The organism is Pseudoalteromonas sp. 2CM28B, assembly GCF_023161935.1.
The window spans coordinates 1-15191 of record NZ_JALNTH010000059.1 but is presented as its reverse complement, the minus strand read 5'-3'; the positions used below and the strand labels follow the sequence as shown (position 1 = coordinate 15191).

The 15191-nt window shown below is 40.3% G+C and carries 15 protein-coding genes; 7 read left to right on the top strand and 8 right to left on the bottom strand.

Annotated features, from left to right (window positions below):
* Position 1: 1 nt before the first annotated feature.
* The 3 genes from MTN96_RS34765 to MTN96_RS34755 form a co-directional block, all read right to left on the bottom strand.
* Complete coding sequence (locus tag MTN96_RS34765; RefSeq protein WP_248534541.1) at positions 2–814, bottom strand: ABC transporter ATP-binding protein; 813 nt, start codon at positions 812–814, stop codon at positions 2–4.
* A 262-nt stretch (positions 815–1076) separates the two neighbouring features.
* The gene (locus MTN96_RS34760; protein WP_036980150.1) at positions 1077–2009 is read right to left on the bottom strand and encodes a porin; all 933 of its coding nucleotides are present in this window, start codon (positions 2007–2009) and stop codon (positions 1077–1079) included.
* Between the two features lie 163 nt (positions 2010–2172).
* Entirely contained in the window at positions 2173–3042 is an 870-nt protein-coding gene (locus MTN96_RS34755) for a LysR family transcriptional regulator (protein WP_024600797.1), read from the bottom strand.
* Between the two features lie 89 nt (positions 3043–3131).
* Here MTN96_RS34755 and MTN96_RS34750 point away from each other — a divergent pair, with 89 nt between their 5' ends.
* Positions 3132–3506, top strand: coding sequence for a DUF413 domain-containing protein (locus MTN96_RS34750; RefSeq protein ID WP_008110628.1), 375 nt, complete (start codon positions 3132–3134; stop codon positions 3504–3506).
* A gap of 86 nt (positions 3507–3592) precedes the next feature.
* A complete protein-coding gene (locus MTN96_RS34745; RefSeq protein ID WP_013465825.1) occupies positions 3593–4825 on the top strand; it encodes a diguanylate cyclase in 1233 nt (410 codons plus the stop codon).
* 5 nt (positions 4826–4830) lie between these two features.
* Here MTN96_RS34745 and rarD read toward each other — a convergent pair whose 3' ends face one another.
* Together rarD and MTN96_RS34735 are read right to left on the bottom strand one after the other, a co-directional pair.
* Positions 4831–5751 (bottom strand): EamA family transporter RarD, encoded by a 921-nt coding sequence (gene rarD / locus MTN96_RS34740; protein ID WP_248534539.1) that lies wholly within the window; start codon positions 5749–5751, stop codon positions 4831–4833.
* Between the two features lie 51 nt (positions 5752–5802).
* A complete protein-coding gene (locus tag MTN96_RS34735; protein WP_028835656.1) occupies positions 5803–6258 on the bottom strand; it encodes a thioesterase family protein in 456 nt (151 codons plus the stop codon).
* A 151-nt stretch (positions 6259–6409) separates the two neighbouring features.
* Between MTN96_RS34735 and recQ the strand changes: the two genes are divergently transcribed.
* The 4 genes from recQ to MTN96_RS34715 all read left to right on the top strand — a co-directional run bounded on the left by recQ (position 6410) and on the right by MTN96_RS34715 (position 11010).
* Complete coding sequence (recQ, locus tag MTN96_RS34730) at positions 6410–8233, top strand: DNA helicase RecQ (protein ID WP_028835655.1); 1824 nt, start codon at positions 6410–6412, stop codon at positions 8231–8233.
* Between the two features lie 7 nt (positions 8234–8240).
* Positions 8241–8525, top strand: a complete 285-nt coding sequence (locus MTN96_RS34725) for a DUF3630 family protein (protein ID WP_248534536.1) — start codon at positions 8241–8243, stop codon at positions 8523–8525.
* Between the two features lie 128 nt (positions 8526–8653).
* Positions 8654–10372: a BamA/TamA family outer membrane protein gene (locus MTN96_RS34720; protein ID WP_248534534.1), complete on the top strand. Its 1719-nt coding sequence runs from the start codon at positions 8654–8656 to the stop codon at positions 10370–10372.
* A gap of 65 nt (positions 10373–10437) precedes the next feature.
* The gene (locus tag MTN96_RS34715; protein WP_248534532.1) at positions 10438–11010 is read left to right on the top strand and encodes a mechanosensitive ion channel domain-containing protein; all 573 of its coding nucleotides are present in this window, start codon (positions 10438–10440) and stop codon (positions 11008–11010) included.
* Positions 11011–11081: 71 nt separating this feature from the next.
* Here MTN96_RS34715 and MTN96_RS34710 read toward each other — a convergent pair whose 3' ends face one another.
* From MTN96_RS34710 to MTN96_RS34700, 3 genes are all read right to left on the bottom strand, one after another.
* On the bottom strand, positions 11082–12140 hold the full coding sequence (locus tag MTN96_RS34710) for a succinylglutamate desuccinylase/aspartoacylase family protein (protein WP_036980155.1): 1059 nt from the start codon (positions 12138–12140) through the stop codon (positions 11082–11084).
* Complete coding sequence (gene rimK, locus MTN96_RS34705) at positions 12127–13032, bottom strand: 30S ribosomal protein S6--L-glutamate ligase (RefSeq protein WP_008110610.1); 906 nt, start codon at positions 13030–13032, stop codon at positions 12127–12129. Before rimK ends, MTN96_RS34710 begins: the two co-directional genes overlap by 14 nt.
* A 65-nt stretch (positions 13033–13097) precedes the next feature.
* Positions 13098–13520: an ATP-dependent zinc protease gene (locus MTN96_RS34700; protein WP_008110607.1), complete on the bottom strand. Its 423-nt coding sequence runs from the start codon at positions 13518–13520 to the stop codon at positions 13098–13100.
* A 575-nt stretch (positions 13521–14095) separates the two neighbouring features.
* Between MTN96_RS34700 and MTN96_RS34695 the strand changes: the two genes are divergently transcribed.
* Positions 14096–15067, top strand: coding sequence for a zinc transporter ZntB (locus MTN96_RS34695; RefSeq protein WP_069439870.1), 972 nt, complete (start codon positions 14096–14098; stop codon positions 15065–15067).
* The last annotated feature ends 124 nt before the right edge of the window (positions 15068–15191 follow it).

Genomic DNA, 15191 nt, shown 5'->3' with positions numbered 1-15191 from the left:
GTTATTGGTATCCATAATAATAGGTAATATGGGGAATAGACTCACCATTGGACGCTGCTTGAGGGTGAGTACTAACTTGCGCGCAAACACCAAAAACCTCATCAAGCATTTGCTCGGTAATCACCTTATTAGGCTTTCCCGCGCTAGCGATTTCTCCGTTTTTAATAACCACTAACTCATCGCACATAGCTGCCGCTAAATTTAAATCATGAAATGAAGCAAACACAGTAATGCCCAAAGATTTAGCCAGCTCCATTAATTGAATTTGATATTTAACGTCAAGGTGGCTTGTGGGTTCATCCATAATGAGTAGCTTTGGTTGCTGCACAATCGCTCTGGCAATAAGCGCTCGTTGCTTTTCACCGCCAGATAGTGAGTCAAATGACTGATTGCTATGAGATTCAAGCCCAACACGACTAATAGCCTGCGCTATTTTTTGTTTATCTGCTTGGGTGGTCGAGCTAAATAGCGTTTTATGCGGGGTAAGCCCTAGAGCTACAACATCGAATAACGAGAGATTAAATTGCGACGGTGTTTCTTGTAGCACTACCGCAACTTGCTTGGCATAGTCTTCGCTTTTTAGCTGCCAAATATCGGTATCGTTAAATTTAATGTCGCCTGCTGATGGCTGATTAAATCGATATAAGCACCGCAGTAAACTCGACTTTCCTGCCCCATTAGGGCCAATTAAACCAATAAATTTACCACGCTCAATGCTCACATTAATGTGCTTAAGAATTAATGTATTGTCCACTCGCCAAGAAACGTTGTTAACGGTTAAAAGCGGTAAGTTTAAAGAGGTGTGAGTGTGCAAAAAATTATCCTAGGCAGGGAAACACCCACACTCAGTACTAATACGTACCAAAAAGAAAATGAGTTAACCCGCTCGTTATATGAAGTTTTAAGGCATTTGTATTTGACTTACAGTAAAACTGATCACAATTACGGGAATAGTTGAGGAGTTCCACCTCATTCCAAATGCTTGGCTATTATGCGCAGATAAGTAAATAATTTAAAGCAAAAAAACCGCACTCAACTGAGTGCGGTTAAAAGGGAGTGTTTTAACTAAGGTTTAGTTAAAACTTATATTCCATACCTAAACCTAGGTAATCTTGGTCAACGTTGTTGTCCATATCAAAGCTTGAGTAAAAACCAAATATTTTAAGGTTTTTGTTTAGCTTATGGTCAACACCTACCGATATCGCGCTTTTATCATCGCTGTCATCAAAATCCATTGTTTGGTATTGCATTTTGAAAGTGTTGCTACCCATAAGGTAAGCTGCATTCACTAAGTAACCGTCAGCCTCAGCGCTGCCATCTACTTTTTCTTGTGTTTGGTACATAGCGCCAACTCTAAAATCTTCAATTTTACCTTGAACTGTTGCACGTACTACATCGTAACCATTGACTTCGCTATCAGCAGCAATGGCAGCATATACTGCGCTCTTTTTAAGTGCTGAGTCACCGTAGGTCACTGCCATTGAATAACCGTTATCTGCATCTACATCGTCTTCGGCAATAAATGTAGCAAGTACTTTAAAGCCTTCGTAGCTTTTAGATGTATAAGTGATCGAATCACCTAAGCGGTTTTCACCTTTAAAAACATTTTTAATATCGCCTTCAAGGTCATTAAATAAATCTAACTTACCTTGTGATTGTTTAAGCGCTGTATCGTTACGACCCACAACAACTTGACCATAGGCACCTTTTAAACCTACATACTGGTTACGTGCAGAAATATTGTCGTCATTATCACCTTTCGAGTCAGCATCAGATACATCAACTTGAAACTCAAACTTATAAACTGCTTCTAATCCATCAGTAATCTTTTCAGATCCTTTTAGGCCAAAGCGAGATGCATTACTTTTAATTTCAGTGAAAGACCCTTCACCATCATCAGATGATTGAACGGTTACATTTGCTTTACCGTAAATATCTACCTCTGCAAGTGCATTAAAAGATAAACCACTAAGTAGGGCTAAGCATAAGCTCGATTTTGCAAATTTCATGTTATTTCCTCGATAATCACAAGAGACTAATTTTTAAAACAGCGGCAGTGTGTCACTACTAAATGACAAAAATATTACAAAGGACACATTTTTGTCTTTTTAAGTTAATAAAACTGCATTAAATTTGAAATCAAAATAACATGTAAAATAAACTGCCTACTGACTACCTACTTTGTTTCAATAAACTCGGTGTCATTCGCGACAGTAAATTAACCAAGGTTTCTATCAAGTCTTTCTGTTCGTTATCTCTATGATAGGCAACAAATACATCTCTTGAAGTATTTTCTACCCCTTTAACATGAAAAAGTTCGCCTTTTTCTAAATGATCTTTAACTAATACCTGTGGAATAAACGCACTGCCGCCACATTGCAGTATTAAATCAAGCGCAATTCGTCCTGTACTGGTTCTAAAATAAGGCGGTGTTTTACCGGTAAACTGACGCGCATGCCAAAGAGAAAACGTGGTTCCCCAATCAACATACACATATTGATTATCAAAAAAGTTATCACTGGTTGCCGTATCGTAACCACTCACCGGAATAATAGGCAGTTCACAAATACGTTCAACCACAAGTTCATCAACTTTAGGGGGATCAAACAAAATGGCTAAATCAAGTGTGCGCTCCAACAATAAGCGAGTACTTTCTTGTTGCGCCTTCACTTCTGCCACCAGCGATACACCAGGCATAGCCGATACAATATTTGTAATACCAAACTGTAAAAATGCATCCCAAATATTAGGCGTACCTGCTAAACTAATTTGCTTATGCATATTATCTGCAAGTGCAACATCCACTTTGGCTCTTTGCATCCCGGTAATAATCATTTGCGCATGCGGTAACAAACGCTCACCTGGGGCGGTGAGTTGAATATTATTACGCTGACGAATAAATAAATTTACGCCTAAGCCCTGCTCTAATTGGCGAATTCTAAAACTCACCGCAGACTGCGTTATGTATAGGTTTTCTGCCGCTTTACCAAAATGGCGAGTACGCACCACTTCAACAAATGTTTTTAATAAATCTATGTCCAATTTTTTATCCTCACGATAAAAATTTTTTGTTTAAAAAAATAGCGATTATGTCCCATACTCCAGCTAATAATTGGTATGAGGGTACAGCTATGAGCAATGATATTTCACTACTTCGTCAAGCATTCGTAAGTCAACGTCAATTTTATGATGACCAAAACTTTCCACGCGGATTTAGCCGCAGCGGACACTTTACCCTGTTAGAGGCAAGTATTTTAGAACAGCATGGTGTTGTTTTAAAAAGCCTGTATAACAAAACAGTTGAGCCACAAAACGAACATCAGCAACAATTTGTAAATGCTGTCAGTGGCATAATAGAGCCAAGTAACCCAATTGAGCGAGCATGGGTTAAATATTTAAAGTTAACAACCTGCAAAACAAAATTCCATACATTATTTGGACGCTCAAAAATTTCAGGGCCAACACCAATAAGCCAAGATTATTATTCTGAGGCAGACAATCTATAAGTCACTACAATAGTTGCTTTTTGGCGTTTTAGCAGTTACAACTTGTATAAGCAAACAATTTTGCAAAATTTAAACAAGGCTGTTACGTGACGCACAGAATACTTATTGTTGAAGACACTCCGACTATTGCGCGAGTGCAAAAGCATATCGCGCAAAAAGTCGGCTACGAGGTTGATATTGCTCAATCGTTGGCTGAGACTAAAGAGCTTATAAGTAAGCACCATTATTTTTGCGCAGTGGTCGACTTTATATTACCTGACGCGCCACAAGGTGAAGCGGTTCCATGTACCATTGCAGCAGATATTCCTACCATAGTGATGACAGGCAATATCGATAAGCATACCCGTGATACCGTTGAAAAATACCCCATAATTGATTACATCATCAAAGGCAATAAACAAGCCTATGAGTATTTAGAAAAGCAGCTTTACCGCCTACCACGCAATAAGCATGTAAAAGTATTGGTTGTTGATGACTCTGCGTCAACACGCCAACACATATGTAGTTTATTAACACGTCACAAATATCAAATATTACAAGCAGCCGATGGCATTGAAGCACTTAAAGAGCTTGAAAGCACCCCCGATATTTCTGTGATTATTACCGACAAAGAAATGCCTAACATGGACGGCATTGAGCTGTGTAATGAAATTAGACGCATTTATAGTAATGACGAAAAAGCCATAATTGGTATTTCAGGTATCACTTCGTCTAATTTATCTGCTTTATTTTTAAAAAATGGAGCAAATGACTATTTATACAAACCATTTAACAGTGAAGAATTTTACTGCCGGTTAAGCCAAAACGTCGATATGCTAGAGCATATCGAAACTATAAAACGACAAGCCAATACAGATTACTTAACTAAACTCCCTAATCGTCGTTACTTTTTTGAAGAGGCTAACAAGTCATTAAAGCAGTTTAAAAAAGCAAAAGCACCAGCCATGTTAGCTATGCTTGATATTGACCATTTTAAAGCTATTAATGATACCTATGGCCATGATGCCGGAGATGAAGTGCTTAAAGGGCTGGCGGTATGCTTTAATAAATATTTTGAAAACCAATTGGTTGCCCGTTTAGGCGGAGAAGAATTTGCGGTATTTTTTACTGAACTGACCGAGCAAGAAGCACTAAAACGACTAGAAAGTTTTCGATTATTTATTGAGCTTAATAGCCATGAGTTTAGCCAAGCACAAATCAAGTTTACGCTGTCGATAGGCTTCAGCCACAGTGAAACCTATCAAATTGACGAACTATTAAAACAAGCCGACTTAAAGCTCTACAAAGCAAAAGAATCGGGGCGTAATAAAGTGGTTTAGTTTAACTAAACCACACCTGAGGCGACAATGGCTGCTTTTCTGCGTTTACGCGACTGATGATATGAATCCCAACTAAAAATAGCCAGTGCACTCCAAATACACGCAAAGGTAATTACACGCTCAGCATCAAACACTTCACCATAAAACACCACGGCTAAAATAAACATTAAGCTAGGCCCTATGTACTGAAAAAACCCAAGCGTAGTGTATTGCAATCGCTTAGCCGCGCCGGTAAAACACAGCAATGGCAGTGTAGTCACTATACCTGCACTTACTAATAGCGCATTAGTTAGCCAATCATTCGCTGGTAAATTAGACGTTTCAGTCGGCACCATTAACCACCAATAGGTCAGTGCCACCGGTAATAATATTAATGCCTCAATTAAAATGCCTGGCAGGGCATCAACCTGTAGTTTTTTTCGTAATAGGCCATATAACGCAAAAGAAGTCGCTAACGAAAATGCCACAACCGGAAATGAACCAAAACTAATTAACTGTAATAAAACACCTGTAAAAGCCAAGGCAACAGCAGCTCCTTGCAACTTACGTAACCGCTCGTTTAAAAACACCATGCCAAGTAATACATTTAACAAAGGATTGATATAGTAGCCTAAGCTGGCATCTAGCATGTGGTTGTTATTAATGGCCCATATAAACAACCCCCAGTTAAATCCCAGTAAGGTAGAGGTAACAACTAGCATCAGAATTAATTTAGGTTGTATTAAAATGCGTTTAATTTTATCCCAGTAGTTGAGCACACTCACCACCAAAATAAGAAACATCACTGACCAAATAACACGATGCATTAAAATTTCAAATGCTGATACATGGTGGATCATCTTAAAATAAATGGGTGCTAGGCCCCACATAAAAAAGGCGAGGCAGGCAAAAATGGCGCCCTTTCGCTGCTCGGTATCAATCGACATAGTAACCACTTGATGATTTAAAAGGCCGTAAGTTTAACCCCCTCTCACTTTTTAGCCAACTAAATACGTGCCCGTTCCAAACGCTATTTGTACCGACTGCTCGTTATGTAACTCCATTCGGCACACGCACACTTTATTTCCTGAGCGAATAAGTGTGGCGCTGGCAATAAATACCTCCCCTTTACCTGGGCGTAAATAATCAGTACGTAAATCTATAGTGCCCAGTGTGGCTAACTTTTTATGCACACTGGGTAAGTCGGCATCGTCTAGTTTTCCTATTACACTTGCTGCAGCAAGCATTCCGCCTACATTGTCGAGCACCGCAGAAATCACTCCACCGTGAAGAATCTTTTGCGCCGGATTACCAATTAATACGTCTTGCCAAGGAAATGATATTTTAGCTTGTTCAGTACTAAGTGACTCTACTGCTATTTTTAAAAACTGGTTAAAGGGCATGTTATTAACAAACAGCGCCCCTACTTGATCGATCAACATTTCTTTATTCATTATTATTCTCTATGTTTTCAGTGGTACGATGAGTAAAGCACAGCTTGAGGCTATTGTAACCCCCTGCAGATTTTAGTTTATCACTACAGATGTGTGTACCAAGTAATGAAAGCTAAAGACATCCTGATAAAAAACCACTAAAATAGCGCCGATGAATACACTAACTCCTTCTCCTAATACGCTTGTGCGTAAACCCGAAACTGTACTCAAACAAGTGTTTGGTTACAGTGAATTTCGCGACGGTCAAAGTGCAGTAATTGATGCCGCCATTAATGGCCAAGATTCATTAGTATTACTGCCCACCGGTGGTGGTAAATCGGTGTGTTACCAAATACCCGCGCTGGTATTAGAGGGAGTCACCATTGTTATTTCTCCGCTGATCTCTTTAATGCAAGATCAAGTCACCCAGTTACAAGCACTGGGAGTTAAGGCCGCTTATGTCAATAACAGCCTAGCTCGCGAAGAACAACAATTAGTGTATCAGCAATTGCATCAAGGGCTGATAAAGCTACTTTATGTAGCTCCTGAAAAAGTGCTACAACGCGACTTTTTAGAGCGGCTCTCTCATTTGAATGTTAGCTTGTTTGCTATTGATGAAGCACACTGTGTTTCTCATTGGGGTCACGATTTTAGACCGCATTATTTTCGTTTAAATGAGCTTAAACAACGCTTTGCACATGTGCCTATGATGGCACTCACTGCCACTGCCGATAAAGCGACTCGCTTTGATATTGTTGAGCAACTCAAGCTACAACAGCCCTACATACATACCGGCAGTTTTGATCGCCCTAATATTCGTTACACCATAGAAGAAAAATTTAAACCTATGGTGCAATTACTGCGTTATTTAAAAGAGCAAAAAAATCAAAGTGGTATTATTTATTGCACCAGTCGTAAACGTGTTGATGATATAGCTGAAAAGCTTGCTGATGCAGGCCTTAATGCTGCCGCTTACCATGCGGGAATGAGTAACGAGCAACGTCAGTTTGTGCAAACCGGGTTTGCCCGTGACGATATTCAAATTGTGGTTGCCACCGTTGCCTTTGGTATGGGAATTAACAAGCCTAACGTACGCTTTGTTCTGCATTACGACATTCCAAAAAGTATTGAAGCTTATTACCAAGAAACAGGCCGTGCTGGACGAGATGGGCTTGCTGCAGAGGCCATCATGTATTTTGACCCTGCCGATATAGGTCGGGTTAGACGCTTTTTTGAAGATATTGACGATGAACAGCGCCGCCGCGTAGAAGAGCAGCGCTTTAATGCCATGGCCAGCTTTGCCGAAGCACAAACCTGTCGCCGTCAAATATTATTGAACTACTTTAGTGAGTACCAACGCGAGCCCTGTGGTAACTGTGACATTTGCTTAAATCCACCTAAAAGTTTTGATGGCACATTGGTCGCACAGCAAGCACTTTCGTGTGTGTATCGCGCACAGCAACGATTTGGGTTAGGTTACATTGTAGAATTATTACGTGGCGCGAATACTAGCCGCATTCGTGATAACAACCACCATGAACTCAGCACCTATGGCATAGGTAAAGATAAAAGCAGTGAGTTTTGGCTCAGTATTTTACGCCAACTTATTCATCAAGGGCTATTAAGCCAAGATATAACCCAAGGCGCTTCATTGCGTTTAACTGAAGCTGCACGCGCTATTTTAAAAGGTGAATATGCACTGCAATTGGCCGAGCCTCGCTTACAAGCTAAACACGTTTATCAGGATAAGTTAGCGCAGTTTAATTACGATAAAAAACTATTCGCTCGCCTGCGTGCATTGCGTAAAGAGTTAGCCGATGCCGATGATGTGCCGCCTTATGTAGTATTTAACGATAAAACGCTAGCCGAAATGGCGCAGCTTATGCCCACTAACGACAGTGAATTTTTAAAAGTGTCGGGGGTTGGTTTTACTAAATTAAACAAGTATGGCGGTGAGTTTTTAACCGCAATTCGACATTACCTAGCAACGCAATAAGCCCCTTATGACCGAACTTGAATACGATCACACACATCAATGTATTATTGTTAAACCGACAGAGCTGCCGCACGATGAAGACTTTGAATTGTGGGGAACGTTATTTTTGCACAGCGATAAAATTAGCATTAATGAGTATGCCGCTGGGGCAGATCGTCATCAACTGCGTTTTAACTATGCTAACCACACGTTTAATTTAAATTTTGAGCATTATAGCCAAAGTGTGTGGATTAATGGTGAAGGGCAAGATGCCGACAACCTATTGGCAGCGTTAACATTTTATTTAACTTAAATGCATAGCTAATACCTTATAATCGCTATAAAAATAAAACTAAATCTGTCTTTTACTTACATATCAATAACAATGATGTAAGCTAAGAGTAAGTGTTTTATTTTGCAAAATAGCGCTAAAGAGGGTCAATGTTAAATAGAAAATGGATTGCACGTAGTTGTTTTAGCCTTTCTATTTCGAGTATGTTTATGCTCAGCGTTTGTGCGCAAGAAGCGCCACTAGCCCAAGGCTGCCCTAGTGACGACTCATCACAAACTCATGAAAATAATTTGCGTCGTCAAATTACATCTCAAACTCCAACACTCACAGCACAAAGTAACACTAAAATTGCCTCCATCACTTTGCAACAGCTTAATGTATTTAATACTGAACTAGAGGCTGAAAACAATGCATTATTTCGTTTCGCCAATCGGGCACACATACAAACCGAGCCTGAGGTAATTAAGAGTATTTTACTGTTTAAGTCAGGCGATACCTTTAATCCAAAAGCGCTGGCCGAATCTGAGCGGTTACTGAGAAAACAAAGTTATTTATATGATGCACAAATTATTGCTGACGAAAATTGTGATGGAAATATTGATGTAACAGTAATTACTCGAGACTTATGGACTTTACTGCCCGAACTTAGTTTTAGCCGTAGTGGTGGTGAAAATAAATCAAGTATTGGTTTTCGCGAATCTAACTTATTTGGTTGGGGCAAACGGTTATCGTTTGCACGTAAAACAAACAGTGACCGAAATGGTTATTTATTTGTTTACGATGATCCTAATATCTTATCAACTCGCTACCGAGGGCGTTTAGAGTATGCCGACAACAGCGACGGCAAAAGTCATTTAGTTGAACTAACCTACCCGTTTTATGCCATCCATACGCCCTATAGTTATGGCGCCCTGAGTTACTCAACCCAACGAGAAGAAGCCTTATACATCAGAGGTGAAAAGTTTAGTGAGTTTGAACAAAAAACCGACCTAAACCAGGTATTTTTTGGCCATTCTAAAGCCCTTAGTCATAACTGGACCCAGCGCTTGAGCCTTGGTTATATTGATGAGCAACACACTTTCAAAGCGATTGACTCTACCACTACAGCAGTGGCTGAAAACAGAAGCTTAAGTTACCCCTACATCAGCGGCCATTGGTTTGAAGATAACTTTATAAAAGTACGTAACTTTGACAGTATTTATCGTACTGAGGATTTAAATTTAGGTTGGAATATCAAAGCCACCCTGGGCTACTCCGATGAATCAATAAGTAACGACGATAGCCGCGCTGTGTACTCGTTTAATTTTAACAAAGCCCATTTTAGCACTAACCATACCCTTTGGCGTTTTCATGCAGATATTCAAGGCTATTGGAATAACGAGAAAAAACAGCTCGAAAACTTGCTCACTACTAGCCAAATTCAATATTATTTAAATACCAGTATTGATCAATCTTGGTATGTAAAAGCAAGGCTGCAATACGCAAAAAACCTCACTAATGATAAACAGCTCACCCTAGGGGGCGAAACTGGACTTCGTGGCTATCCTATGGAATTTCAACATGGGGATCGGAGTTTTTTAGTCAGTTTAGAAAAGCGCTATTACTGGGAATATGACTTACTACAGCTGTTTAAAGTGGGAGGGGCAGCCTTTTTAGATATTGGTCGAGCTTGGTATAACAACGACTCGAACACTCAGTATCAAGTTGAGAACACCCCAGTGCTAAAAAATGTGGGCTTAGGTTTGCGCCTTGCGCCAAGTCGCGCCAATGCGGGTACCATGATCCACCTTGATATAGCCGCGCCGCTAAATAAATATGATGATGTTGACTCGGTACAATGGCTGCTCAGCGTCAAAAATTCTTTTTAAAATCACTACTGCGCGCCTACGTTAAACGTTACACTTTGCGCCTATCATTATTGTGAGAATAGATTTTGGAATTAATCACCCTTTTAAAGCTTTTGGGCACACAATATAAACTTATCGTGACCGTGATTGCCCTTTTGAGCTTTCCGCTACTATTAAAAGTAACTAAAAAATTACTCGAAAAAGCTATCAGAGGTAAAATAGATTTACACCGAAAGTACCGTGCAGAGCTACTACTAAAAATAATACTCGCCTTTGTGATGCTGTGTTTAGTATTAGTTTTTTGGGGAATAGAACTGCGTGGTTTACTGGTATTAGGCTCTTCTTTATTTGCCATGCTAGGCGTTGCATTATTTGCGGCGTGGTCATTACTGAGTAACTTAACCGCGTTTTTACTGATGTTTATTCAAAATGACTGCCGTGTAGGCTATTGGGTAAGAATTGTGGATGGAGCCAACGCCATTGAAGGGCGTATTATTGAAATGGGGCTGATGAATGTCTTACTCGAACACGTTGATGGCCACAGAGTGATTTACCCTAATAACTTATTTGTTACCCGCCCGGTGTTAGTGCTTAATACGGAGCCTAAACCAACAAAAGCGCCTAAAATTAAACGCATTATTGGCCCTAAACCGCGTTAGCTTAAAACTAAGGCGGTTTTTTATATCGACAGATAGAGTCATACCAATTCACTTAATTGAGCAAATTGGTATTAATTATTTAGTTCAGCCGTTTTCAGCTCATCATCTAAATCATTTATCTCATCAATAAACGTTTCTAACTGCTGCTCTACCAAGCTATTTGCATGTGCAAAATAAGCAATATGGAATACGGCATCGCCTTCATTTACCAGTGGCATAGTTTGCTGGCCAATAATAATACCGCTTCGAGGAGCAAGGAGTTCAAGCTCTGAATCGCCAAGCGGACTGCTAATATAAGCAAGCACTTGGCTTTTCATTACTCGCTCACCTAACGATACTTGCGCTCTTACTATGCCGTCTACTTCTGCACGCACCCAACTAGTGGAACTTGCAATCACAGGATCAGGCAGTTTTTTAGGACGTTTACCGCGTATCATTTTTAAATGTCGCATAACATAATCAACCCCTTGCACGCCTGCAGCAATCGCAATAGGGTCAAAGCGCAGTGCTTCACCCGCCTCATAAGTAATAACAGGTATACCTAAATTAGCGGCTTCACTACGCAGCGAGCCATTACGTAATGACGCATCTATAACCGCAGGCGTACCAAAGGCTTTAGCCATTTGCGCTGTTGCTTCATCGGCTAAATTAGCGCGAATTTGCGGTAAGTTAGTACGGTGAATCGCCCCCGTATGCAAATCAATAATATGCGTACAATGCACAGCTACTTGGTTAAAAAACATATACGCCATACGACCTGCTAATGAACCACGCTCAGACCCCGGAAAACTTCGGTTCATATCACGGCGATCGGGCAGATAACGCGATTTATGAATAAAACCAAATACATTCACAATCGGGACCGCTATTAATGTACCACGCAGCTGATTAGGGTCGATTTTAGCCAGTAACTGGCGCACAACCTCAACCCCATTTAGTTCGTCGCCGTGTATAGCCGCACACACCATCAATACAGGGCCTTCCATTACACCGTTAACCACTTCAATAGGAATATTAAGCGGTGAATGGGTGTAAAGCTTTGCAGCTTCTAGCGCGAGTGTTTTACGTTCACCTACACCAATACTTTCACCTAATAGGGTGAAAGGTCGGTTAATTTTAACCTTTGCCACGAGTTGCCGTTCCTTTACTTGCAGCATTTTTCTCGATGAAATCAATCACCATGCCCGCAATGTCTTTACCTGTTGCCACTTCAATCCCTTCAAGACCTGGCGATGAATTTACTTCCATAACCAAAGGACCACGAGATGAGCGAAGTAAGTCAACGCCAGCAACGTTTAAGCCCATTGCTTTTGCCGCTGCAACCGCTGTTTTACGCTCTTCTGGCGTAATACGCACCAGTGTAGCGCTACCACCACGGTGAAGGTTTGAGCGGAACTCGCCTTCCTGTGCTTGGCGTTTCATTGCAGCAATCACTTTATCTCCGAGTACAAAGCAACGAATATCCGCACCACCCGCTTCTTTAATATATTCTTGTACCATGATATTGGCTTTTAAACCCATAAACGCTTCAATAACACTTTCAGCCGCTTTACGTGTTTCAGCAAGTACCACACCAATACCTTGAGTACCCTCAAGTAGCTTAATAACGACCGGTGCGCCACCTACCATTTCGAGTAAGTCTTTTACGTCATCTGGCTTGCTAGCAAAGCCTGTTACCGGCATGCCTACGCCTTTGCGTGATAATAATTGTAGAGAACGTAATTTATCGCGCGAACGAGAAATAGCCACAGATTCATTAACCGGATAAACACCCATCATTTCAAACTGGCGTAATACAGAACAGCCATAAAAAGTAACTGATGCGCCAATACGCGGAACAATGGCATCAAAATCTTTTAGGTTTTCGCCGCGGTAATGGATTTCAGGTTGATCTGAGTTTATATTCATATAACAACGTAGCGCGTTAATCACTTTTACTTCATGACCACGTTGCTCAGCCGCTTCAATTAAACGACGCGTTGAATATAAATTTTTGTTGCGAGATAAAATACCAATTTTCATAGTTAAAACCTTAACTAAATTATGTTGAGTAAGCACATATAAGTATGTTGCTACTCAACGAATTCTTATAATAAATGTGATAAAGCCGGATCAACGACTATACGATTTTCCATAGCTGTGCGCCCTAATAACATTCTAAACTTCATTGACGCACGACTTGTTAATGTAATTTCTATTGGCCAACTAAATTCGCCAGCATGTAGTGTAGTTTCAATAAAGTAACGCAGTTCTTTTTGGCCACTAGAGCTGGTAACGTACTTCATTTTTTTAACTTTGGCATTGCAGGTAATTTGCGTTTGCTCGTCTTCTTGCAATGGTTGGGCTATAAATTTAACCCATTTTTCGCCTTCCACTTCATATTCTTCAATATTAATTGCATGAATACAGGAAGTACGTGCACCGGTATCTATTTTTGCTTTAATTTGCTCGATGCCCAGCTCGGGTAAACTCAACCACTCACGCCAACCAACTGTTATTTTTGTCGTCATAAATGTGCCCTTAGTAAAAAAAGTGTTTTATACGCTACAGCAAATAAAACACCAACAAAATAAATTCATCTACTCGATAAGCCGATTTGATTGACCTTTTAAGTTAACTCGTTTAACAATGCAGTTCTTACGTATGCATTTAACCATAGGCTAAAACATAAGTTTTTGTTGCTAAACTCAGTTTAACATATACAAAGTAAAGCTAAATTTTATTTAACTAGGGTCTGTGGACCTTTACGAATTAATATTTGTTCAAACTAGGGGCAATTTAATCGCGGCGCGAGGTTTGTAACCTAGTGGGCTAAGTAAAAATCGAGCAAAGCTTCCGCGTCCTGCTCACGCCCCTTACCTACATCCATGTAGGCAACAAAGAGTTAATTGCCCCTAGGCAGAACCCTTCGGGCAGCGCTTATTTGGCATTGATGCTGTGTTATCGCCTATTTATGGGGAATAACCACACTCTGCCTTGCCTAAATATCAAATAGATTGCTGAAAATTTAACCTTGAAAGATAAACAGATCCTAAATACATTACAGTTAACTGTATTAAAAACATACTATCGATGAGAAATTATTATGATTAATGGCTTACTTCATGCACTTATTCTTGATGAAAAAGGCGGTGCACGCCCCATAGAAAACAGCAAGCAATTACACCAATGGCAACCTACTGATGGAAAACTGTGGGTGCATATGGACTACAGCCAAACAGATGCGGTGGATTGGTTAAAAAACTGCGGGCTGTTAAACGACTATGAACTGGAATCACTCACTGCTGATGAACCGCGCCCACGAATAACGCCAACAACGAATGGCCATATGTTATTTTTACGCGGGATCAACTTAAACCCAGCACAAAGCCCTGAAGACATGGTATCTATTCGGTTATTTATAAATAACGATGTGGTGATCACCACGCGTAAGCGCCGATTATTATCAGTGCAAGATATTCTAGCCTCGTTGAATAATAATGAGGGGCCATGCAGTATTTCTGAATTGGTGTGTACATTAGCGCACAAGCTCACTTCACGTATGCAAACAGTAATTGATGAGCTAGATGAAAGCTTAGATGATTTTGAAGAGGAAATTGATGAGCCCAGTAAAAAGTTTGATAACCAAGGCTTGTCGCAACTTCGCCGTCAAACCATCGCGCTAAAACGTTACTTAAAACCACAAAAAGAAGCACTCAGTAGCATGGTTAATAATCATTACCCATGGCTTTTTGACGATGATAAAGCCAAGCTAAATGAAACCACCAATTTACTTATTCGCTATTTAGAAGAGCTCGATAGTTCAATAGAGCGCGCACTTGTTATCCAACAAACCATTACAAATCAGGTATCTGAGCAATTAAATCAGCGGATGTATGTAATGTCGGTGGTGGCTGCTTTATTTTTACCGCTAGGCTTTCTAACGGGATTATTGGGGGTCAATGTCGGCGGTATACCTGGAACAGAAAGCCCTTATGCATTCACTGCATTTGTGGTGTTTTTAATTGTTTTGACTGGTGGGATTGGTATTTACTTTAAAAATAAAAAGTGGCTGTAATTACAATACAGCTCCAACAAGGTACAAAAAAGGCGAACATCATTGTTTAATGCGGATCGTTTAAGTTAATTGAACGATCTTTCAGAGGCTTCATAATAGGCTACAACAAAAGTTGTGGCCTATT

Excerpts from the sequence above, each read along its gene's own strand:
- MTN96_RS34760 (WP_036980150.1), bottom strand. The coding sequence starts at position 2,009 with ATGAAATTTGCAAAATCGAGCTTATGCTTAGCCCTACTTAGTGGTTTA.
- MTN96_RS34750 (WP_008110628.1), top strand. The coding sequence starts at position 3,132 with ATGAGCAATGATATTTCACTACTTCGTCAAGCATTCGTAAGTCAACGT.
- rarD (WP_248534539.1), bottom strand. The coding sequence starts at position 5,751 with ATGTCGATTGATACCGAGCAGCGAAAGGGCGCCATTTTTGCCTGCCTC.
- MTN96_RS34735 (WP_028835656.1), bottom strand. The coding sequence starts at position 6,258 with ATGAATAAAGAAATGTTGATCGATCAAGTAGGGGCGCTGTTTGTTAAT.
- recQ (WP_028835655.1), top strand. The coding sequence starts at position 6,410 with ATGAATACACTAACTCCTTCTCCTAATACGCTTGTGCGTAAACCCGAA.
- MTN96_RS34725 (WP_248534536.1), top strand. The coding sequence starts at position 8,241 with ATGACCGAACTTGAATACGATCACACACATCAATGTATTATTGTTAAA.
- MTN96_RS34720 (WP_248534534.1), top strand. The coding sequence starts at position 8,654 with ATGTTAAATAGAAAATGGATTGCACGTAGTTGTTTTAGCCTTTCTATT.
- rimK (WP_008110610.1), bottom strand. The coding sequence starts at position 13,032 with ATGAAAATTGGTATTTTATCTCGCAACAAAAATTTATATTCAACGCGT.
- MTN96_RS34700 (WP_008110607.1), bottom strand. The coding sequence starts at position 13,520 with ATGACGACAAAAATAACAGTTGGTTGGCGTGAGTGGTTGAGTTTACCC.
- MTN96_RS34695 (WP_069439870.1), top strand. The coding sequence starts at position 14,096 with ATGATTAATGGCTTACTTCATGCACTTATTCTTGATGAAAAAGGCGGT.